Genomic DNA, 22,259 nt, shown 5'->3' with positions numbered 1-22,259 from the left:
GACCATCCGGCCTCTCCGACCGCCGATCACCACCGATTTATACAGCCGTATACAAACCCGGCTCACCGTGTTATACATGCGTCTAACGAGTGTGTCCGCCCGCCGCGAGGAGGCCCGCCATGAACCCCGCGACGAATCCCGTCACGAACTCGGATCAGCCGGAGCCGGCCACGGCGCTTCCGGCGGCCTCGCGCAGGCTCCCGCTCCCTCCCGGACCGCGGGCACCCATGGCCGTGCAGAGCGTGCTGTACGGCACTCAGCGTCACCGGTTACTTCCCGCGCTGCACCGTCACTACGGTCCGATGGTGCGATTGCGCCTGTTCCCGGAACGCAGCGCCGTCAGCCTGTCCGACCCGGACGATGTCCGCGCCGTCTTCAGTGGACCGGTCACCACGTATCACGCGGGCGAGGGCAACATGATCCTCAAGCCCGTGATGGGGCCGCACTCGGTGCTGACGACCGACGAGGACGAACACCGCCGGATCCGCAAGCTGCTGATGCCACCGTTCGCGGGTGCGGCCCTGCGCGGGTACCGCGACATGATCGCCGAACTGGCAGCCGAGGAGGTCGAGCGGTGGCCGCGAAACGTACCGTTCGCCTCCCACCTGAGCATGCAGCGGCTCACCCTCGAGGTGATCCTGCGGGTGGTTTTCGGCTTCGGCGACGGGCCCCGGCTGACCGCGCTCCGCCATGCGCTGCGCGGCGTCATGGACATCGGCTCGCTCGACGTGTTCGGCTGGCACAGCCCCACGCTGCAACGGTTCGGTCGCTGGCGCCGCGGCAAGGAGCAGCTCGAAGCGGTCGACGCGTTACTGTACGCCGAGATCGCCGAGCGCAGGGGCGCCAGCGATCTCGCTGACCGCAACGACGTGCTCTCCAGGCTGCTTGCCGTGGAGATCGACGGCGACACGCTCACCGATGTCGAGCTGCGCGATCAGCTCGTCACCCTGCTGCTCGCCGGGCACGAGACCACCGCGACCGCGCTCGCCTGGGCTTTCCACGAGCTCGCGCGCAATCCCCGCACCCACGCCGAGGCCACCCGCGCGGCCGACAGCGGCCACGACGGCTACCTGGAGGCGGTGACCAAGGAGTCGATGCGGCTCCACCCGGTCATCACCGAGGTCGCCCGCACCACCACCGAACCGGTCGAGCTCGGGGGCTATCACATCCCGGCCCGCACGACCGTCATGCCCGCCATCGGGGTCATCCACGGCGACGGTGCTCACCACGACCTGCCGGACGTGTTCCGGCCGGAACGCTTCACCGGCGAGGGCACCCCGTCGAGCACTTGGCTACCGTTCGGTGGCGGGGTGCGCCGCTGCCTCGGCGCGGGGTTCGCGCTCGTCGAGGCCGTCGAGATCCTGCGTGCTGCGTTGACCCGCTACCGGCTGACACCCGACCGCCCCCGTGCCGAGCGGGTACGCCCGCGCCACATCACCCTGGTACCCGCACGCGGGGCCCGCGTGGTGGCCATACCGCGCTGACCCGACCGTCACGACACGAGCACGATCCACTCACGGGAGGCCGCTGCCGCGCTGACGGCGCGTGACACCGCGACCGCGTTGCGCCACGATGAACTCCTGACCCTCCGCGAGGCGGGCTGAAGCACACCGATGGCGCACACGGCGCGGGTGAGGGGACAGCGATGACGTGGTCGAGCAACCAGACGGCAACGGGGCGGTACCTGGTGCTGTTCGCCGAAGGATCGGGCGATGCGGGTAGGCGCGCGCTGCGCACCGTGGCGGGGATCCGGGCGGTCAGCACCGCGGACGCGGGACTCGCGGACACCCCCGAGGCCCTGCGCGAGGCGGGCGGGCTGGTGCTGCACGACCTCGAGACCTGCGTCGTGGAGGCCGACCCGGACCAGCTCGACGCGCTGCGCCGCGCCATCACCGGCTGGGGGCCGATCACCGCGCTCGAGCCCGAGCGCGTCGTGCACGCCATCGAGGCGCCGCTGCGTACCGGCGCCGCCGCCGATGCCACCGAGCTGACCTGGGGGCTGCGCGCGGTCGGCGCCACCGGCATCGAGGCCTCCGGGGCGGGCGTACGTGTCGCGGTGCTGGATACCGGCTTCGCCACCGAACACCCGGACTTCGCCGAGCGCACCGTGGAGGCGGCCTCGTTCATCTCGTCCGAAGGCAGCGAGGACGAGCACGGGCACGGCACGCACGTGATCGGCACCGCCTGCGGCCCGCGTGACCCCGGACAGGGCCCAGGATACGGCGTCGCCTACGAAGCCGAGATCTACTCGGGCAAGGTACTCGACCGCGACGGCGCAGGCACCGACGGCGGGATCCTCGCCGGCATCTCCTGGGCGATACAGCACGACTGCGCCGTGGCTTCGCTGTCACTCGGTTCCCCCGTCGAGCCCGACGACCCCTGCTCCCGCACCTTCGAGGAGGCCGCCGTGCGTGCCATGCGGCGCGGCACGATGGTGATCGCCGCCGCGGGCAACGACAGCAGGCGCGCAGACGGTGTGCTCGCGCCCGTGGGGCACCCGGCGAACTGCCCAACCGTCATGGCGGTCGGTGCCGTCGACCGCGAGGAAGGCATCGCCGACTTCTCCGCTGCGACCGTCGGTGACGTGGGCCAGGTCGACCTGGTCGCACCCGGGGTGGACGTGCACTCGAGCTGGTTGATGCCGGAACGCACCAGGTCCGCCAGCGGCACGAGCATGGCCACTCCCCACATCTCTGGCGTCGCGGCATTGCTCGCGCAGCAGTACGAGGCGCGGGCGTGGGAACTGTGGGCGCGGTTGAGCCAGCGGTCGCGCCGGCTACCACTGCCGTCGACCGATGTGGGCGCCGGGCTGGTCCAGGCGAGCTGACGTCGCTGCCGTATCCTGGGGCATCATGTGCTGCCCGTCCGCGACGCTGGTGGTCTGGTCCGCTGCCTGGCTCGCGCAGCGCGCCGCGCCCGACGATGCGCTCGACGCGCTGCTGCACTGGGGCCATCCCCAGGAGATCGTCGCGGCCGACGCCGGCGCCGCCTCGGCGCTGGAGTTCGAGCGCGCCAGCAGCGCAGCGGAACTGCTTGCCGCGCTGCGCAGGAACCGGGCGGGAAGCGCCACCCTGGTGCTGCCCGCCGCAGGCGACGTCCGCGGGCTCGGCGTGCCCGGACCCTTCGCCAGGGCCGCGCTGGCACGCGGCGAGGCGGCAGTGCTCGACGGGCTGGGGCTCGGCATTGTTCCCGAACAGGCACCGGACAACCAGCTGATCTGGACGGTCTACAATGCACCGGAGGGCGGGGGCGGTGTCACCGCCGGGCTCGCCGAGGCCGAGCGCGAGCTGCGCGACGCGGTACGGGCGAGCACCAGCGATCTCCTCGCGCTGGAGGTGGCCAGCCACCGTCCCGAAGCTCACGAGGCGGTACGGGAGCGCCTGAGCTCCGCGCAGGCACCTCCGTGGCCGGAGGGCATGCCGCCGCGCGCGGTGGGGTTGCTCCAGCGTGCCGACGAGGTCGACGCGATCGTGGCCATGGCAGCGGCCGACGAGCCGGGAGCCGCGCTGTCCGCGAGCGCGGCCGAGCAGCGTGCGGCGGCCCTGCGTCCGCTGGCGAGCGCGGTGCGGACCGCCCGCTGCGCCGCGGTCTCCGAAGCCGTCCGAGTGCTCGGCGGTTACGCCGACCGGCACCGGTAACGGCGTCCCTACCCGACCCGCGACCCCGCGCCGGGCCCCGGTTCGGACCCGGTAGCCGCCTGCTCGCCACGGCCACGGAGCAGGCCGATCCCCACCGTGAGCAACCCTGCGGCGAGTACCACGGCGCCCACGTAGGCCAGGTTGATCAGCGCGTTGGGCTCCGTCGCGTCCGGGGACAGTACCGACAGGAAGAACGCCGCGGGGAGCAGGATCGCCGACAGCGGCACGGCGTGGCTGGCGAACCAGCGAGCCCGGGGTCCGAGAGCCAGCTGGTCCACATACAGCAACACGATCAACGAGAGCATCAGCAGGATCCCGGCGTGCGCGTGTCCCGCCCGCCAGAGATCCTGCCGCAGCGGGTTCGCGGCGTATGCCGGATCGGAGATGAGTAGCGACAGGATGCTGGTGCCACCGAAAGCCACCGTGGGCAGGACCACCAGCAGGATGCCTGCAAGCCTGCGCGCCGATGCTGACATGACATGCCTCCTCACCCGGGTGGCACGCCACGCGCCTCCGGATTGTAACAATGTTACCCTTAGGAAACAGTGTTACACCATGGTTCGTGAGGTGGCAATGGCGACCGAGGATGATGCGGCAGCGGCGTCGATGGCGGCCGCGCGCGCCCGAGCACACCAGGTACGACGCACCGCGGCGCTGGATGCCGCTGGCAACCTGCTCGAGCGTGCGGGGCCAGGCGCGCTGACCATGCGCCGGATCGCCACCGAGCTCGGCTGCTCGACCACCGTGCTGTACACCATCTTCGGGGGCAAAGCCGGTATCGCCGAAGAGCTGTGGCGCGAAGGTTTCGAGCGCCTGCACCGAGCGATGGACCACGTACCCGCCGGTGATCCCCTGTCCCGCCTCACCGCCATGGGGTGGGCCTACCGGGACAACGCGCTGGCCAACAGCGCCTACTACGCGGTGATGTTCCAGCGCGCGATCCCGGGGTTCACCCCGTCCGAGGAGGCCTACGCCGCGAGCCTGCGGCCGCTGCACGCCCTCGCCGACGCCGTCGCCCGCTGCATCGACACCGGTGTGTTCGCCCCAGCCGACCCGCTGGCCGCCGCGCGCGTGTTGTGGGCGGCCGCCCACGGCGCCGTCAGCCTCGAGCTGGCAGGCTTCGAGGGGAGGATCGACGCCGAGGAACGGTACGCCACCCTGCTCGGAGCGACGGCGGCCTGGTTCATGGCCGACCAGGCGGGGTGATGCGGGGCGCCCTCGCTCAGCGCGCCGGTGCAGGCTCGCAGCATCGCTCGGCGCAGGGCGCGCCGTTGACCGTGCACCCAGCCAGTGCCATCGTGGACAGCTTCCGCGCCGGGGCGCCTTCGGTGTGCTCGCGCACCAGCTCGACCACCATGCGGGCGAATCGCGCGTCACCACCCGGTGTCAGTGCCCTGGCGAAGGCGATGCCGTGTTCGGCCGCACGCTCGGCGGCCTCGTTGTCCAGGTCCCAGATCACCTCGAGGTGATCCGACACGAACCCGATCGGGCAGACGACCACCGCCTGCGTGCCCTTCTCCGCGAGCATGTCGATGTGGTCGACGATGTCCGGCTCGAGCCACGGCACGTGCTCCGGTCCCGATCGGGACTGCCACACCACGTCGTAGCCGTCGATCCCGCACTCCGCTGCCACCAGCCGGGCGGCCTCGGCGACCTGCCGCGAGTACCGCCGCCCGCCCTCCGCGGGTGGGCCGGAGGCGCGATCAGCTGTCTCCGGAACCGAGTGCGCGGTGAACACCAGTCGCGCCGTGCCGCGCACCTTCTCCGGCAACTGCATGCGGGCCACGTTGACCGCGTCGGCGAAACACTCCACGAACAGCGGGTGATCGAAGAACTGCCGGAGCTTGGTCAGTTCGGGCGCGTCGTGGCCGACGGCATCCAGCGCCCTGACGATGTCCTCGTCGTACTGGCGACACGCCGAATACCCGCCGTAAGCGCTCGTGGCCAGCACCAGCGCCCGCCGGACCCCGTCGGCGGCCATCCGCCCCACGGTGTCGGTGACGTACGGCTCCCAGTTCCGGTTGCCGAAGTACACCGGGATGCCCACCCCTTGCGCGCGCAGCTCGGCCTCGACGCCGGCAATGGCCTTGCGGTTGAGCTCGTTGATCGGCGAGACGCCGCCGAAGTGATGGTAATGCTCGGCGACCTCCTCGAGCCTCTCCCTCGGCACTGCCCTGCCCCTGGTCACGTTCTCCAGAAACGGCATCACGTCGTCGGGTCCTTCCGGCCCGCCGAACGACAACCACAGCAACGCGTCGTAGCTCATCGAGGTCGGTTTCCTCCACGTGTCCTCGTCGGTGCGGATGGTGTCACTGCCCGGTCGCGTGCACGCCGCCATCCGCCATGATCATCGAGCCGGTGGTGGCCGGGAGCCAGTCCGACAGCACCGCACACACCGTCTTGGCCACCGGGGTCGGATCCGCGGTGTCCCACCCCAGCGGCGCGCGGTCATGCCAGCCACCTTCGAGCTCGGCGAAGTCGGGGATGGAACGCGCCGCCATGGTCTTGATCGGGCCTGCCGATACCAGGTTCACCCGGATACCGTGAGCACCGAGGTCACGTGCGAGGTAGCGGTTGACCGACTCCAGGGCAGCCTTCGACACGCCCATCCAGTTGTAGGCCGGCCAGGCGACCCGCGCGTCGAAGTCCATGCCCACCAGCGACGCCCCTGGGCCGAGCAGCGGTAACGTCGCCGCTGCCAGCGAGCTGAACGAGTACGCCGAGATCTGGACAGCCTGCGACACGTCGGACCACGGCGCCTCCACGAACGGCGCGCCGAGGCACGACTCCGGTGCGTATCCGATGGAGTGCAGCACGCCGTCGAGCCCGTCGACGTGTTCCCTCACCCGATCGGCCAGGCTGTCCAGGTGTTCCCGGTTCTGCACGTCGAGCTCCACCACCGGCGCCTCGCGCGGGAGACGCTTGGCCACCCGCTCCACCAGTGACAACCGGCCGAACCCGGTCAGCACGACCTGCGCTCCCTGTTCCTGAGCCACCTTCGCCGCGTGGAACGCGATCGACGCGTTTGTGATCACGCCGGTAATCAGCAGCCGCTTGCCCTCGAGGAGACCTGTCACGGTGAACTACCCTCCGGTATCTCGTTCGGTGTCCGGGATGGACGATCGTCAAATGGTCTGGGTCAGCGTCCCATGCGCCGCGGTCAGTGCCCCATCCCGAGGCCACCATCCACCGGCAGCACCGCGCCGTTGATGTATCCGGCCTCCTCGGACGCGAGGAAGGTCACCGCGCTGGCCACTTCGGTCGGTTCCGCGTACCGGCCGGCAGGGATGCGGTCCAGCGCGGCGTTGCGCTGCTCCTCGCTCAGCGCGTCCGTCATGTCGGTCATCACGAAACCGGGGGCGACCACGTTGGCCGTGATGTTACGGGAGCCGAGTTCGCGGGTGATCGAGCGTGCCATCCCGATCAGGCCGGCTTTGCTCGCCGCGTAGTTGACCTGACCGGCCCCGCCTGCCATCCCGACCACCGAGGAGATGAAGATCATGCGCCCCCACTTGGCACGCAGCATGCCCCTGCTCGCGCGCCTGGCCACGCGGTAGGCACCCGCCAGGTTGGCGTCGACCACGCTGCCGAACTGCTGCTCGTCCATCCGCATCAGCAGCGTGTCGTCGGTGATCCCCGCGTTGGACACGAGCACCTCGACGGGGCCGTGCTGGCGTTCGACCTCGGTGAACGCCGCGTCGATCTGCTCGGCGTCGGTGACGTCGGCCTGCACGCCGAGCAGGCCGTCCGGCGCAGCCGAGCCGCGATGCGTCACCGCTACTTTGTCCCCCTTGGCCGCGAACTCGCGCGCGATGGCCAGACCGATGCCCCTGCTGCCACCGGTCACCAGTACCGAACGTGCCACGTGCCCATCTCCTCATCCGTCGACGAACCGTCCCGCACGAGGCTATCGAGTTACCGTCCGGTCGTTCCGCCCGAGTGGCATGTGCCATGGCAGGCCGCCCCGATAGTGGCCCGAACGCCGTACCCGCCGCCCGGCTGTGAACGCACCGGAACCGCGCCGCCCGGTGCGCCTGTGCGACAGTCGGAGTCGTGCGCTGCGGCCCCGGTGCCAGATGCGGTACGGGCTGTTTGCGGGATGGTGCGTAGCCCTTGTAGGAGTGACAGTGTTCCGCCTCGTCTTCTACCGGCCCGAGATCCCCCCGAACACCGGCAACGCCATCCGGCTGGCGGCCAACACCGGCTCGGAACTGCACCTGATCGAGCCACTCGGGTTCTCGTTGGAAGCGCGGTACCTCAAACGCGCCGGCCTCGACTACCATGACCTGGCCTCGGTGCATGTCCACGCCGACCTCGACGCCGCATGGCACGCATTACGACCGCGCACCGTCTACGCGCTGACCACCGGTGCCGAACGCGACTACGCCGACGTGGCCTACCAGCGAGGCGACGTGCTGTTGTTCGGACCGGAGTCGGCCGGGCTGCCCGAGGACGTCGCCCGCGACCCCCACGTCACCGAGCGGCTGCGCGTGCCCATGGTGCCCCGCTCTCGTTCCCTCAACCTCGCCAACACCGCAGCGATCACCGTGTACGAGGCCTGGCGCCAACATGCCTTCGCGGGCGCAGCGCCGTGACCCAGGCCGCGCGCAGGTACGCCTGGTCGGCGGGGTCAGCGTGGTCCCGGCACCTGGCCAGGAGCCTTGCCCGGGGCCGGTCCGACACGGTACATCGTCACGGTGGCAACGGCCGCGATCCCGACCGTGACGATGTCGAGCAGCGCCATGACCGCCGCGAGCTTGCCTGCCGCCAGCGCGTTGCCGATCCCCAGCAGGGTCAGCACCGCCCACACCGCGCCCGTGCACGTCAGTAGCGAGCGCGCCCACGCGCGTCGTGCATGCCGCATCACCAGCGCCAGCACCGGCCAGCTCGCCGCAAGCATGCCCCGCAGGAGGAGACCGAGCACGATCGCCACCCGCGCGACGGACTCCGCTGTCGGCTCGGCTGCGGCCCTCACCTCGGCTGCCCCGACCGCGACGAGCGCATCCAGTGACACCAGCGCCAGCAGCACGCTCACCAGCGCGCAGCCCGCCGCGATCAGCCACAGCATGACGCTGGTGTCGACCGTTCTCGCCGGTTGATCGGGCGACGGGTGGTCCGGTCGCTGTCCGCCCAGCATGAGGCCCCACAGTACGCCACCGCATGCCACCTCCCCGCTGCCGGCGGCGGGAGTCAGGGCAGCCGCTGGCCGATCAGCAGCGAGGACCCGGCAGCGGCGATCAGCGCGATCGCGCCGAGCGCTATCCATGGCCTACTGGCGTCGGTTTCCCGCACCTCGTAGCCGATCTGCTCGCCGAGCCCGGTGTAGACCTCGTCGATCTGCTCGGCCGTGGCTGCCTTGTGGAAGTCGCCACCGGTGATGCGGGCGATCTCCTCCATGGCGACGTCGTCCACCGGGACCGGAATGGTGCGGCCCTCGATCTCCACTGTGCCGTGCTCGGTCCCGAACGAGATCGTCGAGATCGGCACTCCGGCATCGGCTGCCTCCCTGGCGGCCGTGTAGGCGCCCCTTGGATCGTTCGGATCCTGGGTGGGCACGGTCTGCTTGCCGTCGGCGAGCAGCACGATCTTGGCGGGTGGTGGCCCGTCGGCGCCGCCGACGACCGCGGAGAAGCTCTCGATCGCCTGCAACGAGGCGAAGATCCCTTCGCCGGTCGCGGTGGAACGCGCCAGCGACAGATTCTCGATGGCGTTGATCGCGCTCTCCCGTTGCGTGGTCGGCGAGACCAGCACGCTGGCCGTGCCCGCGAAGGAGACGATGCCGAGGTTGACCCCGTCGGGAATCTCCTCCACGAAGGACTGCGCCGCCTCCTGGGCGGCTTCCAACCGGGTCGGCTCGATGTCGGTGGCCTCCATCGACAGCGAGACGTCGATGCTGAGGATGATCGTGGCCCGGTCCCTCGGCACCTGTTGCTCCGCAGTCGGCCCGGCCAGCCCGAACGTCAGCAGCATCAGCGCCACCAGCAACAGCACAGCGGGCACATGCCGGGTCCAGCCCGGCGACTTCGGGGCGATCCGGTCGAGTAGCTCGAGATTGGCGAACCGTAACGTCCGCTTGCGACGTGATCGTTGGACCAGCACGTACGCCGCGACCATTGCCGCGAGGACCAGCAGCAACAGGAACCACCACGGCGCTGTGAATCCGGAAAGGCTCATCCCGCCCCTCCCGACCACAATCTCTTGCGAGCGACCACGAAGCGCACCGTATCGGCGATCCAGTCGGAGTCCGTGCGTAACACCAGGTGACCGGCACCAGCGCGGCGCAGCGCGCCTGCGACCTCGTCGCGGTGCGCCTGTGCCGCTGCGGCGAACTCCTTACGCAACCGCGTGGACGCGTGCACCTCGCGCTGCTTGCCGGTTTCCGGATCGGCGAGCACCACCGTTCCGACTTCGGGAAGCTCGATATCCCGCGGGTCGACCACCTCGACGGCGATCACGTCGTGCCGCGCGGCCAACGCGCGCAGTGGGCGCTCCCAGTCGGTGCTTCCCAGGAAATCCGAGGCGACGACCACCAACCCGCGCCGCCTCGGCGGGCGGCGGAGCCGCTCGACGAGGGCCGTCAGATCTCCCCTGGTGCCGGTCGGCGCCGACGGCAGCTGCGCCACCGACCGGACAAGCCCTCTGGCGTGCGCCTGTCCGCCCCTGGCCGGCACCCGCTTGAGCTCCGCCCCGTTCGACAGCAGCGCTCCGATCCGGTTCCCGCCACCACGGGTGAGGTGGGCGATCGCCGCGACCGCGCACACCACCAGGTCCCGCTTCTCGCAGACCGCGGAACCGAAATCCAGGCTCGGTGACAGGTCCGCCGCGATCCAGGTCTCCAGCTCGCGATCGGCCACCGTGTCCCGGATATACGGGTGTGCCGTGCGTGCGGTCACCGCCCAGTCCATGCGGCGGACATCGTCGCCAGGTTGGTAGGGGCGTGCCTCACCGGGTTCCGAGCCCGGTCCCGGAACCAGACCGAGGTGATTGCCCTGCAGCAAGCCGTCAAGCCTGCGTCGCACCTCCAGTTCCAGGGTGCGCAGCCCGGCCTCGAGCCGGTCACCGCGCAGCACGGGCGGTGCCCACCGTGCGCCGTGAGCTGCTGCTTGCGCGCGCGGAGTCATCGCCTACCCGGACACCTCCGCTGCCGTCGGTTGGCCGGTTCCACCCTGCGGCCGTGCCGTCACCTGGGGCAGCGGCACGGTTTGCAGGACCCGGTTGACGATGTGGTCGATCGGTACCCCGTCGGCCAGCGCGTCGTAAGAGAGCACGAGTCGGTGCCGCAGCACGTCGGGTACCACGTCCACCACGTCCTGTGGCAGTACGTAGTCCCTGCCGCGCACCAGGGCCAGCGCCCTCGCGGCGGCGATGATGCCGAGGCTGGCCCGTGGTGAGGCACCGTAGGACACCCATCCCGCCACATCGGACAACCCGTGCTCGTTCGGTGTGCGCGTGGCGAGCACCAGCCGGATGACGTAGTCGACAAGGGCGTGATGGACGAAGACGTTCGCGGCGACCCCCTGGAGCCGAACCAGCTCCTGCGGGCTCAGTACCTGGTGCGGCTGCGGTGGTTCCACCCCCATGCGGTAGACGATCTCGCGCTCCTCTTCGGCGGAGGGGTAATCCACGATGATCTTGAACAGGAACCGGTCGCGCTGTGCTTCCGGCAGCGGGTAAACCCCTTCGTTCTCGATCGGGTTCTGGGTGGCCAGCACCAGGAACGGCTCCGGCATCGGGTAGGTGGTGCCGCCGATCGACACGTGCTGTTCCGCCATGACCTCGAGCATCGCCGACTGCACCTTGGCAGGCGCCCGGTTGACCTCGTCGGCCAGTACGAAATTGGCCATGACCGGGCCGAGCTCCACGTCGAACTCCTCCTGACCCTGCCGGTAGATGCGGGTACCGAGGATGTCGGCGGGCACCAGATCGGGGGTGAACTGCATACGGGAGAAGGATCCCCCCACCACCCGCGCGAACGTCTCCACGGCCAGCGTCTTCGCGATTCCCGGAACCCCTTCGAGGAGCAGGTGTCCCTTGGCCAGCAGGCCGACCAGCATGCGCTCCACGAGCCGGTCCTGCCCGACGATCACCCGTTTGACCTCGAAAACGGTACGTTCGAGCAGCTGCGCGTCCCGTGCTGGCGTGGAGTGGCCCTGCCCGGCGGTCTCCTGCCCGGTGTCGGTGCCGTCACGGCCGAGCTCGCCATCGCCCCGGTAGCTCCCCTGGCCGGGTTCGGTCACAGTTCCTCCTCGCCTACGTACCTTCGAAGGTCACCCACCGGCCGCGTGGTTGCCCGGCGGTGTGTGCCCCACACCCTGCTCGACGAACGGTGTGACCGTTGTGAAGGTGCCGCGCTGTCGCGGTCACTCGGCCATCACGTCCTCGTCGGTGAGCCATGTCCGCTCGTGGACATCCTCTCAAGGACGCACCCGGCTCCGTCCACCGCTGACGCCGACGCGGCCGGACGGCCCCGCCTGCGGTTCGTGCGACCGCGGTTGCGTTACTCGATGATGCGGGTGACCTGCGGCAGGATGTCGCCGTAGCGGACCGGCACGATCTGCACATGCCCGCCCGACTGCGGTGCTTCGATCATCCGGCCGTTACCCAGGTACATAGCCACGTGGTGGATGCCGCTGGTTCCCCAGAACAGCAGGTCGCCACGGCGCTTCTGGGACAGCGGGACCTTACGCCCCTCGTCGTACTGGTACCCGCTGAACTTGGCGATCGTGCGGTAGGGCGCGAACGCGTAGACCATCAACCCGGAACAGTCGAAACCGATCTTGTTGTAGTCGCCGTGCGCGTCGGCGACCCCGCCGTCACGGACGCCGCGCGTCGGCCCCTGCGTGTTGCCACCGCCCCAGGCGTACGGAACTCCGAGCTGCGACTTGGCTCGCTCGATCACGGTCTCGATGGATACCGAGGACGCAGGCGACGGGGATGGTCCCGGCTCGGCGACCGTGCTGTTCGCCGCCGCGAGTGCCGCTTCGCGTGCCTCCCGCTCTTCCTGGCGGCGCTTTTCCTCCTGCCATTCCTCGAACCGCTGCCGTTGCTGCTCGAGGTCGGACACGCGCTGCTGTGCCTGGTACAGCTGCTCGGCCACCGCGTCCCGCTCGGCCTCCAGCTCCGCGGTCCGCTCGGCTTGTGAGCTCCGGGCCTCGTTGGCCTCGGCGAGCGCGGACTCCGCGGCCGCCGCCGCGTCGGTGGCCGCCTGCCGCTTGCGCTCGGCGACCTCGGCGGCCTCGGCAGCGGCCGCGTCCGCGTTCGACTTCTCGACGCGGGCCTCGCGCACGCCTTCCAGCGCGTCGATCTCGCTGCCGCCGACGGCACCGAGCAGCTGCTCCCTGGCGAGCAGGTCCTCCCTACTCTCCGAGCCGACATAGGCTGTCACCGAACCGACCGTGCTGCCCTGTTGGTAGCTGCCCGCGATGAACCGGTCCGCGCGTTGTCTGGCTTCCTGCAAGTCCTCCGCGGCACGGTCGGCCTGGCGCCGCGCACGATCGGCCTCACGCTCGGCTTCGGCCGCCGCATCCTCGGCATTTGCCAGGTCCACCTGAGCCTTGTTGACCAGCTCCTTCTTCCGTGCGACCTCGGCACGCGCCTGGGCGAGCCGATCGGAGGCTTCCGCGAGCCGGTTGGTGAGCTCACCGACTTCGCCTGCCCTGGCACGCTCGTCCTGCCTGCTCTCCTCGAGCTCGGAATTATCGGGGTTGGGCGGTGGGGGCGGTACCGCCCCGGCGTGTACCGGCGCCACCAGCGCCAGCACGAGCGTCGCCACCACGGCGCCGAGCAGCCGACCCCGGTGTCTCTCGCCCCCGCCGGGGCGCCGCTTGTTCACGTACACGGACTCCACCTCCCGCTCCGGCCCGGCCCTAGCGGCACGCTCGCCGCACGCGGACTCGACACATCTGCGGAGCTGTCAACCTCAGGAGCCAAACATGCCACAGCGGGCCACGCCGCACCACTCGTGCTCATGCGTCACAATGACCACATTCGATCCTTGTGACCTCAGCGAACACTCCGTTCACTGGTCGGCGGCAGGACATGCCGCCACTCGCCATGCCCGGCCCCACTGGAATCTCACCCGAATGGGTAACAAGTAGCGCCGGTGGTGCCAGTGGCCCCGCGGAACGCCGGGGAATGACTCGCAGCTGCCCGTGCCCGCAACGGCGTGCTCACAACCGGCGCGGTAGGCTTGAACTACAAAAAGTACGAGCGTACGGTTTAGGGTCGTAGACTGAGGTCGAGCGTGTCGATGGACGAGCCCCGACCTGCCGGGCACCCGCCCGAATCGCCGTATCGCTGCGCCATACATCCCGGGCCTGCACCACCAGGCCGCAACGACAAGCCCGAACTACTATGTCGACCTCGTTGGAGACAGACGTGACTGCACCGGCAAGTAAGGACAGCTTTGGCTCCCGCGCCACGCTCACCGTGGGCAACGAATCCTACGAGGTATTCCGCCTCGACGCCGTACCCGGCTCCGCACGGCTGCCCTACAGCCTGAAAATCCTGCTCGAGAACCTGCTCCGCACCGAGGACGGGCGCGACATCACCGCCGAGCAGATCTCCGCGCTGGCCAACTGGGACCCGAAGGCCGAGCCGGCCACCGAGATTCAGTTCACCCCGGGACGCGTGGTGATGCAGGACTTCACCGGCGTGCCCTGCGTGGTCGATCTCGCCACCATGCGCGAGGCCATCACCGAGCTCGGCGGTGACCCGGACAAGGTCAACCCGCTGGCCCCCGCCGAGCTCGTCATCGACCACTCCGTCATCATCGACGTGTTCGGCAGGGCGGACGCCTTCGAGCGCAACGTCGAGATCGAGTACGAGCGCAACAAGGAGCGCTACCAGTTCCTCCGTTGGGGGCAGAACGCCTTTGACGAGTTCAAGGTCGTGCCGCCGGGCACCGGCATCGTGCACCAGGTCAACCTCGAGTACCTGGCCCGCGGCATCATGGCCCGGGGTGGCCAGGCCTACCCGGACACCTGCGTGGGAACCGACTCGCACACCACCATGATCAACGGTCTCGGTGTACTCGGCTGGGGAGTCGGTGGCATCGAGGCCGAGGCGGCCATGCTCGGCCAGCCGGTGTCCATGCTCATCCCGCGCGTGGTCGGCTTCAAGCTGTCCGGTGAGTTGCAGCCGGGTGTGACCGCCACCGATGTGGTGCTCACCATCACCGAGATGCTGCGCGAGCACGGCGTGGTCGGCAAGTTCGTGGAGTTCTACGGCGAGAGCGTCGGTGCCGTTCCACTGGCCAACCGCGCCACCATCGGCAACATGAGCCCCGAGTTCGGCTCCACCGCGGCGATCTTCCCGATCGATGAGGAGACGATCCGCTACCTGTCGCTGACCGGCCGCCCGCAGGAGCAGCTCGACCTCGTCGAGGCGTATGCCAAGGAGCAGGGTCTGTGGCACGACCCGACCGCCGAGCCCGCCTACTCGGAATACATCGAGCTCGACCTGTCCACCGTCGTCCCGTCCATCGCGGGACCGAAGCGACCCCAGGACCGGGTGGCGCTGTCGGCGGCGAAGCCGTCCTTCCGTCAGGAGCTGCGCGGCTACGTCAACCACGATCAGGAGGTACCGCACACCAACCTGGACGAGGCCGACGAGGAGTCGTTCCCCGCCAGCGACGCGCCCTCCCTGTCGTTCCGCGAGGAGACCAAGGTCGCCGCTCGGTCGGCTGCCGCGGGCGCGAACGGAAGGCCGACCAACCCCGTCACGGTCAACTCGACCGAGCGTGGCCAGTTCGAGCTCGACCACGGCGCCGTGGTGATCGCCTCGATCACCTCGTGTACCAACACCTCGAACCCCTCGGTGATGCTCGGCGCCGCGCTGCTGGCCCGCAACGCCGTGAACAAGGGACTCGAGTCGAAGCCGTGGGTGAAGACCTCGATGGCGCCCGGCTCGCAAGTGGTCACCGGCTACTATGAGCAGGCAGGCCTGTGGCCGTACCTGGAGAAGCTGGGCTTCCACCTGGTCGGCTACGGCTGCACCACCTGTATCGGCAACTCCGGCCCGCTGCCGCAGGAGATCTCCGAAGCCGTGTCGGAAAACGACCTTACGGTGGTCTCGGTGCTGTCCGGCAACCGGAACTTCGAGGGCCGCATCAACCCCGACGTCAAGATGAACTACCTGGCCTCACCGCCACTGGTGATCGCCTACGCGCTCGCCGGGACGATGGACTTCGACTTCGAGCGGCAGCCGCTGGGTATCGGCAAGGACGGCGAGGAGGTCTACCTCGCCGACATCTGGCCCTCACCTGAGGAAGTCCAGCGCACCATCGACTCCTCGATCTCCAAGGAGATGTTCGTCACCGACTACTCTGACGTGTTCGACGGTGGCCAGCGATGGAAGTCGCTGCCCGCGCCGACCGGCAAGACCTTCGCATGGGACCCGGACTCCACCTACGTCCGCAAGCCCCCGTACTTCGAGGGCATGCGGCCCGAGCCCGAACCGGTGACCGACGTCTCCGGCGCTCGGGTGCTGGCCAAGCTGGGTGACTCGGTCACTACCGACCACATCTCCCCCGCAGGCGCGATCAAGCTGGACTCGCCAGCCGGGCGGTACTTGGCAGAGCAGGGTGTTGAGCGGAAGGACTTCAACTCCTACGGCTCCCGCCGGGGCAACCACGAGGTGATGATCCGGGGCACCTTCGCCAACATCCGGCTGCGGAACCTGTTGCTCGACGGTGTGCAGGGCGGCTACACCAGGGACTTCACGCAACCCGGCTGGCCGCAGGCATTCATCTTCGACGCCGCGCAGAACTACGCCGACGCGGGGATCCCGCTGGTGGTGCTCGGCGGCAAGGAGTACGGCTCGGGGTCCTCCCGAGACTGGGCCGCGAAGGGAACCCGCCTGCTTGGCGTGCGGGCCGTGATCGCCGAGTCCTTCGAGCGCATCCACCGGTCGAACCTGATCGGCATGGGCGTCATTCCGCTGCAGTTCCCGGACGGCGAATCGGCCGACTCACTGGGTATCGATGGCACGGAGACTTTCGACATCAGCGGGATCACCGCGATGAACTCCGGGCAGACCCCCGAGACGGTGCAGGTCACCGCCACCCGCGAGGACGGCTCCACGGTCACGTTCGATGCCAGGGTGCGGATCGACACTCCGGGCGAGGCCGAGTACTACCGCAACGGCGGCATCCTGCAGTACGTGCTGCGGAACATGGTGGAGGCCTGATTCAGCCCTCCGTACCCGCAGGGGCCAGGGAGCCGACGAGCCGCAGCAGGCCACCCGAGGACAACGGCGCGACCGGCGACGGGACACCCGCGCCGGCCGCGTCGTTGTCGGCTCCCGGTAGTAATGGCGCAGCGAATGCGGACGAAGACTCGGCGCACCTGCGGGAGTTCCTGGAGATGCGCCGCGAGGAGCTTTTCCGGGTCTTCACCCTGCCCCGGCGAATACCGCGTTCGGTGGGTGCGGGCTTATCGGAGGAACCCGTAGGAGTCGGTGGTGATCAGGATGATGCTGGCGACGATGCCCCATGCCGGCGCGAAGATCCACAGGCTGTTGGTCCCGCCGATGAAGATCGCGAGGTTGCGTTTGGTGTGCCCGACGTATTCCTTGTTGGCGAAGTAGGCGACGTAGTAGAGGACCGTGCCGTAGAACATCATCCAGAAGATGACCAGGCCCATGATCCCCAAAATGCGTGCCGGCATGATGTCGAAGGTGAGACCGTAGATGAACAGCAGCGACGGGATCAGCGTCACGTACCCGTTGCCGGAGTCGACCCAGAACCCGAACGACTTCCGGTTGGCATAGGCGGGATCGAACAGCGAGTACGACGACCAGACCTGCGCCCAAGTACTGGGCCGCAGAATCTCACGGAGCCGGATGCGGGCGGTGAAGAAGTCGATCACCCGGTCGAGCTCGCGTCCGCGGTAGTCCGCGACGAACTGCTTGTGCTGGCGCTCGATCAGGGAGATGCGCAGATTCAGCGAAATCTCCCACAGGGCGATCATGACGTTGATCCAGGTGAACGCCACCAGAATGAGCTGCCCGACGTTGAGGCCGTAGCGCGCGATATGCAGGGCGATCGGTACCGCGGCGCCTGCCAGGACGAACGCGGCGACCACCATCCATACACGGAGAATGCCGGTGCTGCGCACCGGGTGGGCCGCCGTGGAGTCGGTTACTTCCAGCATTGGGTGCGGGCTCCTTCGAGAGCTTGTTCGGTGAGTTGATGCAAGGTGGGGCCACCGGGGTCGTCGTGTTCGAGCCAGCGCAGGAAGGCGAACTCGGCGGCAGCGAGCACCGTGTGAACCAGCAGGCCGGGCCGGAGGTCCTCCTCGGGTGGCGCGCCCATCCGGTCGCCGAGGAGTTTGGTCAGCTGCGCGCGCTCGAACGAGCCGACCACTGCGACTCGGTCGAGTAGCTGCGGTGCTGCGCGAACCGCGGCGCGCCAGTTGTCCAGTGCCTCCTCCTCGGCGATGAATGCTCGGCTCCACTGCAGGCTCGCCTGGCACATGGCTTCCTCGGCCGACTCGCTGCGAGGGCGTGCCTGCAGGTTGTCGACGATGGCCGCGCCTGCCCGGCGAAGAGTGCCAAGCAGGAGGTCCTCTTTGCTGGTCACATACCGGAAGTAGGTACTGTGCCCGACACCTGCGGCCGCCGCGATTTCCTCGGTGGTCACCGCGTCGAAACCGCGCTCGGCGAACAGCCGCAACGCCGCCCGTTGAATGTCTCGACGAACCAGTGCCTTCTGCCGGTCTCGCAACGACTCAACCACGCGGGGCCCCCACTTCCGGATGTGCACGCCCGGCGACGACGGGCAGGTCCAAGCTCGATGTGATCCCGGGTGCGGCCGCGCACACATACGGGATGGAATTGACGCAGTGGTTCGCGGTCGCCACGATGCCGGGATTGCGTTTCAGCCCTTCCGCGATGCTCGCGGGCTGCCAGCCCCGAATGGTCACGAAGGTGTCGGGGTCTCCCTTGATCTCGATCTCGTAGCGCTCCCCGTCAGGCCCGAATTCCCAGGCAGGCTCCAGGTTCTGCTCTCCCATCAGCCAGTTGACCGCGATACGGACCACCGGCTGATCGCCGACCATCGCGTCCCACACGAAGCGCTGTCCCGCGACCTGGCCCGGCTCGATGATCCCCAACGGCGACTCGATGGCCGCAGCGGCCACGGCGATCTCGTGGGAGGTCTGGATCGGGGCGTCGGCGAATCCGAGTGTGTCCAGACACATCCGCACCGACTGGGTGAACCCACCGGTCAGCAGACCAAGCATCGGGGAATCGCGCGCCTGCTCGAAGGTGCCGCCGAAGCCCATCACCTCCCGCAACACCCTGGGGGCGTCGTAGCTGCGCATGTCAGAGAACTCCTCGGCCCGCACGAACGTCACCTTCGACGACATCGCCGAGAGCACAAGCGGATACAGATCGGTCGTCCCACCGGGATTGATGCCGATGCCGTGCAACGTGACGCCACCGTCGACGCACGCCCGTACCAGTTCGGCATCACGTTCGCTCGGATAGAACCAGCCGACCGGGGTGACCACGTTCTTGCCGGACCGCAGGATGCGCGCCACCTCACCCGCATTCGGGATCAGTGGGGCATACACCACCACGTCCGCGTCCAACGCCAGGATGTCCTCGACGTCGTCGGTGGCGGTGACACCCACGTGCTGCGTGCCGAGGATGTCACCGACGTCCTTACCGCGCTTGGTCTCGGAATACACGAAACAACCGGCCAGATCCAACTCGGGATGAGCCTGCACCGCTTCGATCGCAGCCTTACCGACACCGCCAGTAGCCCACTGGACCACCCGCACCATGAACCCTCCGCAGCGATATTCTGTCTTAATATGAGACAAACTCTCACAAGGGGGTGGACTATCGCAAGGTAGGTCGTATCCAGTTCGGATTCCGAGGGCGCCACCCGCCGCGGCGCCGTCACCGCGAGCCATGCGCGAGCTCGCCAGCCTCCTGGGCCTGGAGCGCAACGACGGCGCTGACCAGGCCATGCGAGCTTCGTCGTTTGCTGCGCCATGACTACCGGGCTTCCACATCGTGTCTCGGACGCCCTGCCGGGCTACGTCTGGATCTCGACGCGTTGCACGGTCGCGGCGGTGTTACCCCCTGATAACGACCCGTGCACGAAACTCCGGAGCCCGTGCCTCTGACGCGTGTGTAACGTTCACCCGTATAGCGCAGATATAGCAGGCAACTGAGCCATTGCGTGATGGCTCCTGCTCATCCTGACCGTTAACACGACGAGGCACCCTGTGACAGCACATCGCGCCCCTCGGCACGCACGAGCCGACACGAGCACGGCAACGTGGCCGACGACGGTGCTGTCCGCCGCGGCAGGTGTGCTGGCCGTGCTGTTGGTGCTGGGCGGGATGATGTGGCTGATCGAGCCCTCCGAGGTCGCCGGCTCGGGGGCGGCACCGGCTGGCGAGCTGCGGGGGCATGAGGTCGAACAGCAGGCCTCCGAGCCGGACGAGCTGACGGAATCCAGTACCTACACCACCGTCGCCGACGCGCCCGCTGATCCCGCGCCGCACGGCTCCACCGACGGGTTGATCGTGCATCCGCGCACGTCGACCACCGTGCACGCCGAGCCGGGCGGCGCAGAGATCGCCCGCATGGAGCCGACCCAGATCAACGACACCTGGCTGCCCATCGTCGAGGAGCGCGAGGGCTGGGTCCGCGTGTTGCTGCCCTCCCGACCCAACGGTTCCACCGGATGGCTGCCGGATGCGGACCTCGAGCGAGCACACACGCCCTACGAGATCCACGTCCACCTGGGGTCCAAGACACTGCGTCTGCTGTCCAACGGCGAGGAGATCGGCACGTGGACGATCGGTATCGGTAGGCCGGAAACCCCGACACCGACCGGTCGTACCTTCCTGCTCGGCTCGTTCACCGACGAGAACCAGCAGTTCTCCCCCGTCATCCTGCCGCTCGGAGCGCACAGCGACACGCTCAACGACTACGGCGGCGGGCCCGGCACGGTCGCCATCCACACCTGGCCGACCACGGACGTGCTCGGCACCGCGACCAGCGATGGCTGCGTTCGCGTGCCACAGGAGGCGCTCGACCACCTCACTGAAGTGCCACTCGGGACGCTTGTCCTGGTGGACCAGTCATAACCAGAGAAAGGCACACACCGTATGAGACGACGAGCACTCGCGGGACTCGGAGCCATGGTCGGCTCTCTCACCGCGGCGACCGCGCTGCTGATCGGGACCTCGATCGGTCACGCCACCCCCGGCCCCTCGGAGGCCTACGGTGCCTACATCAGCGGGATCATCGATCCACCCCAGCCGCACGTGCAGTCGACCGACGGCACGACCCAGTCCGACTCGCTGGTGGAACTGCCGGACAACCCGCTGCTCGGCCTGAAGGCGGCCACGGTGACCGCCGGGGACAGCGAGGCATCGGTCGAGCTGGCCAACGTGGAGATCCTGCCCATCGACAACGGGCTACCCCCGGAGCTGCAGGAGGGCTTCGAGCAGCTACAGGGCGCACTGTGCGAGGGCGTCCCGAGTACGGAGGAACTTCCCGAAGAACTCGCTCCCCTGACAGATCTGCTCGACCCAGGGCAGGTGTGTGACGGCAACGGCTTCGATGCGCCCGCCGTGCTGTCCGCGGACCTGATCACCGTGGCCTGCGAGGGCGACACCGGCACCTTCGACGTCGCCAACCTGCGCCTGCTCGGCCAGCCGATCGATGTCCCGGGGCCGGAGGCCAACACGCAGATCCCGCTGGACCCGCTGGCGCACATCACGTTCAACAAGCAGTTCACCGATGAGCGCGGGTTCACCACGCAGGCGTTGGCTGTCGAGGTCGGCGGCGGCGAGCTGGAGATCGTGCTGGCCTCGGCCACGTGTGGCGAGGCAGCGGCAGAGCCCGAGGTACCGCAGGCACCGAAGCCGACTCCGACCGAGGCGGATCTTCCGGTCACCGGCTGACAGTTCGCCCTCCCGTGGCGGGCACGGGCCCGGCCAGCACATGCTGGCCGGGCCTTTGCATGCCCGGACCGCATCGCGTCTTCGATCACGGTATTCGCTGCGCATCGAGGTGCACTGTGGGCAGTACAGGAACACCTAAGTGCCGTACGCCCTCCGAATTCGGGAGAGCTACGGCCCAGTAGTCACCTTATGGAGTGAATTTACTCGATCGAAATCATGAACACACTGTCGAGTGAACGCGAATAACTTGCCATTCAGCACCTCGGATACCGCCCGCCGTGGTCACGTAGCGTCCCGGATCCCGCTTCACCCCACCGGTTTTCGCTGATGAAACGGGTGATGTCGGCAAACCGCCACCGTGGGTGTTTTCACGGATCGTGAACGGACCACCCCACTCGGTGCTTCCTGCGGGAGTGTTAAGTTGATCGCCAGCTCGGGGATACAACAGACCATATCCGGATAGCAGGTGCCGGAAATTCCGGCCTGCGGAGCTCTTCTTAGGTGTCGACTGTGACGGATGAGAATGTTTCGGGTTCGTCGTCTCGGCTGGTGAGGCGGTGGCCACTGCTGCTGTCGTCGGTGGTCGCTGGCGTGCTGGTGGTGGGGCTGGTGCTGGCCGGGATGATGTGGTTGTCGGGTTCGGAGGAGCCGGGGCAGCCGCAGGCGGCGGATGCGCCGGAGCCGGTTGAGG

At 68.7% G+C, this 22,259-nt stretch carries 21 protein-coding genes; 9 read left to right on the top strand and 12 right to left on the bottom strand.

Features of this window, described 5'->3' with window-relative positions; genetic code table 11:
• The first annotated feature begins 119 nt into the window (after nucleotides 1-119).
• The 3 genes from F8178_RS16000 (at nucleotide 120) to F8178_RS15990 (ending at nucleotide 3,638) form a co-directional block, all read left to right on the top strand.
• Nucleotides 120-1,484, top strand: coding sequence for a cytochrome P450 (locus tag F8178_RS16000; RefSeq protein WP_317495620.1), 1,365 nt, complete (start codon nucleotides 120-122; stop codon nucleotides 1,482-1,484).
• 161 nt (nucleotides 1,485-1,645) lie between these two features.
• Nucleotides 1,646-2,827 (top strand): S8 family serine peptidase, encoded by a 1,182-nt coding sequence (locus F8178_RS15995; RefSeq protein WP_317495619.1) that lies wholly within the window; start codon nucleotides 1,646-1,648, stop codon nucleotides 2,825-2,827.
• Nucleotides 2,828-2,852: 25 nt separating this feature from the next.
• Nucleotides 2,853-3,638, top strand: coding sequence for a hypothetical protein (locus F8178_RS15990; protein ID WP_317495618.1), 786 nt, complete (start codon nucleotides 2,853-2,855; stop codon nucleotides 3,636-3,638).
• Between the two features lie 8 nt (nucleotides 3,639-3,646).
• Here F8178_RS15990 and F8178_RS15985 read toward each other — a convergent pair whose 3' ends face one another.
• Nucleotides 3,647-4,114 (bottom strand): hypothetical protein, encoded by a 468-nt coding sequence (locus tag F8178_RS15985; protein WP_317495617.1) that lies wholly within the window; start codon nucleotides 4,112-4,114, stop codon nucleotides 3,647-3,649.
• A gap of 97 nt (nucleotides 4,115-4,211) precedes the next feature.
• Here F8178_RS15985 and F8178_RS15980 point away from each other — a divergent pair, with 97 nt between their 5' ends.
• Nucleotides 4,212-4,844: a TetR/AcrR family transcriptional regulator gene (locus F8178_RS15980; RefSeq protein WP_317495616.1), complete on the top strand. Its 633-nt coding sequence runs from the start codon at nucleotides 4,212-4,214 to the stop codon at nucleotides 4,842-4,844.
• A 16-nt stretch (nucleotides 4,845-4,860) separates the two neighbouring features.
• Here F8178_RS15980 and F8178_RS15975 read toward each other — a convergent pair whose 3' ends face one another.
• The 3 genes from F8178_RS15975 to fabG all read right to left on the bottom strand — a co-directional run bounded on the left by F8178_RS15975 (nucleotide 4,861) and on the right by fabG (nucleotide 7,503).
• The gene (locus tag F8178_RS15975; RefSeq protein ID WP_317495615.1) at nucleotides 4,861-5,904 is read right to left on the bottom strand and encodes a ferrochelatase; all 1,044 of its coding nucleotides are present in this window, start codon (nucleotides 5,902-5,904) and stop codon (nucleotides 4,861-4,863) included.
• A 43-nt stretch (nucleotides 5,905-5,947) separates the two neighbouring features.
• Entirely contained in the window at nucleotides 5,948-6,715 is a 768-nt protein-coding gene (gene fabI, locus F8178_RS15970; protein ID WP_317495614.1) for an enoyl-ACP reductase FabI, read from the bottom strand.
• An 83-nt stretch (nucleotides 6,716-6,798) separates the two neighbouring features.
• On the bottom strand, nucleotides 6,799-7,503 hold the full coding sequence (fabG, locus tag F8178_RS15965) for a 3-oxoacyl-ACP reductase FabG (RefSeq protein ID WP_317495613.1): 705 nt from the start codon (nucleotides 7,501-7,503) through the stop codon (nucleotides 6,799-6,801).
• Nucleotides 7,504-7,765: 262 nt separating this feature from the next.
• Between fabG and F8178_RS15960 the strand changes: the two genes are divergently transcribed.
• The gene (locus F8178_RS15960; RefSeq protein WP_317495612.1) at nucleotides 7,766-8,233 is read left to right on the top strand and encodes a tRNA (cytidine(34)-2'-O)-methyltransferase; all 468 of its coding nucleotides are present in this window, start codon (nucleotides 7,766-7,768) and stop codon (nucleotides 8,231-8,233) included.
• A 35-nt stretch (nucleotides 8,234-8,268) separates the two neighbouring features.
• Here F8178_RS15960 and F8178_RS15955 read toward each other — a convergent pair whose 3' ends face one another.
• From F8178_RS15955 to F8178_RS15935, 5 genes are all read right to left on the bottom strand, one after another.
• Nucleotides 8,269-8,775, bottom strand: coding sequence for a hypothetical protein (locus tag F8178_RS15955; RefSeq protein WP_317495611.1), 507 nt, complete (start codon nucleotides 8,773-8,775; stop codon nucleotides 8,269-8,271).
• A 53-nt stretch (nucleotides 8,776-8,828) separates the two neighbouring features.
• On the bottom strand, nucleotides 8,829-9,812 hold the full coding sequence (locus F8178_RS15950; protein WP_317495610.1) for a VWA domain-containing protein: 984 nt from the start codon (nucleotides 9,810-9,812) through the stop codon (nucleotides 8,829-8,831).
• The gene (locus F8178_RS15945) at nucleotides 9,809-10,759 is read right to left on the bottom strand and encodes a DUF58 domain-containing protein (RefSeq protein ID WP_317495609.1); all 951 of its coding nucleotides are present in this window, start codon (nucleotides 10,757-10,759) and stop codon (nucleotides 9,809-9,811) included. Before F8178_RS15945 ends, F8178_RS15950 begins: the two co-directional genes overlap by 4 nt.
• A 3-nt stretch (nucleotides 10,760-10,762) precedes the next feature.
• Nucleotides 10,763-11,758 carry a MoxR family ATPase gene (locus tag F8178_RS15940; RefSeq protein WP_317495733.1) on the bottom strand — a complete coding sequence of 332 codons (996 nt, stop codon included), beginning with the start codon at nucleotides 11,756-11,758 and terminating at the stop codon, nucleotides 10,763-10,765.
• Between the two features lie 377 nt (nucleotides 11,759-12,135).
• Entirely contained in the window at nucleotides 12,136-13,476 is a 1,341-nt protein-coding gene (locus tag F8178_RS15935) for an NlpC/P60 family protein (RefSeq protein ID WP_317495608.1), read from the bottom strand.
• A gap of 539 nt (nucleotides 13,477-14,015) precedes the next feature.
• On the opposite strand from F8178_RS15935, the gene acnA reads away from it, so the two are divergent.
• Entirely contained in the window at nucleotides 14,016-16,826 is a 2,811-nt protein-coding gene (acnA, locus tag F8178_RS15930; RefSeq protein ID WP_317495607.1) for an aconitate hydratase AcnA, read from the top strand.
• Between the two features lie 245 nt (nucleotides 16,827-17,071).
• Here the strand turns inward: acnA and F8178_RS15925 are convergent, their stop codons facing one another.
• Genes F8178_RS15925 through F8178_RS15915 form a run of 3 tightly spaced genes read right to left on the bottom strand, consistent with a single transcriptional unit; the run spans nucleotide 17,072 to nucleotide 19,426 of the window.
• A complete protein-coding gene (locus F8178_RS15925) occupies nucleotides 17,072-17,791 on the bottom strand; it encodes a hypothetical protein (protein ID WP_317495606.1) in 720 nt (239 codons plus the stop codon).
• Complete coding sequence (locus tag F8178_RS15920) at nucleotides 17,779-18,375, bottom strand: TetR family transcriptional regulator (RefSeq protein ID WP_317495605.1); 597 nt, start codon at nucleotides 18,373-18,375, stop codon at nucleotides 17,779-17,781. Before F8178_RS15920 ends, F8178_RS15925 begins: the two co-directional genes overlap by 13 nt.
• Nucleotides 18,368-19,426, bottom strand: a complete 1,059-nt coding sequence (locus tag F8178_RS15915) for a hypothetical protein (RefSeq protein WP_317495604.1) — start codon at nucleotides 19,424-19,426, stop codon at nucleotides 18,368-18,370. The genes F8178_RS15920 and F8178_RS15915 overlap by 8 nt, the downstream gene beginning before the upstream one ends.
• A gap of 450 nt (nucleotides 19,427-19,876) precedes the next feature.
• On the opposite strand from F8178_RS15915, the gene F8178_RS15910 reads away from it, so the two are divergent.
• The 3 genes from F8178_RS15910 to F8178_RS15900 all read left to right on the top strand — a co-directional run.
• Entirely contained in the window at nucleotides 19,877-20,746 is an 870-nt protein-coding gene (locus F8178_RS15910; RefSeq protein WP_317495603.1) for a L,D-transpeptidase, read from the top strand.
• A 21-nt stretch (nucleotides 20,747-20,767) separates the two neighbouring features.
• Nucleotides 20,768-21,568, top strand: coding sequence for a choice-of-anchor P family protein (locus tag F8178_RS15905; protein ID WP_317495602.1), 801 nt, complete (start codon nucleotides 20,768-20,770; stop codon nucleotides 21,566-21,568).
• A gap of 510 nt (nucleotides 21,569-22,078) precedes the next feature.
• On the top strand, nucleotides 22,079-22,259 hold a 181-nt coding region (locus F8178_RS15900), incomplete at its 3' end, for a hypothetical protein (RefSeq protein ID WP_317495601.1).

Source organism: Haloechinothrix sp. LS1_15 (assembly GCF_033042135.1).
GTDB lineage: Bacteria > Actinomycetota > Actinomycetes > Mycobacteriales > Pseudonocardiaceae > Haloechinothrix.
Note: the sequence above shows the minus strand (reverse complement) of the source record. Positions and strands in the feature narration are given on the sequence as shown.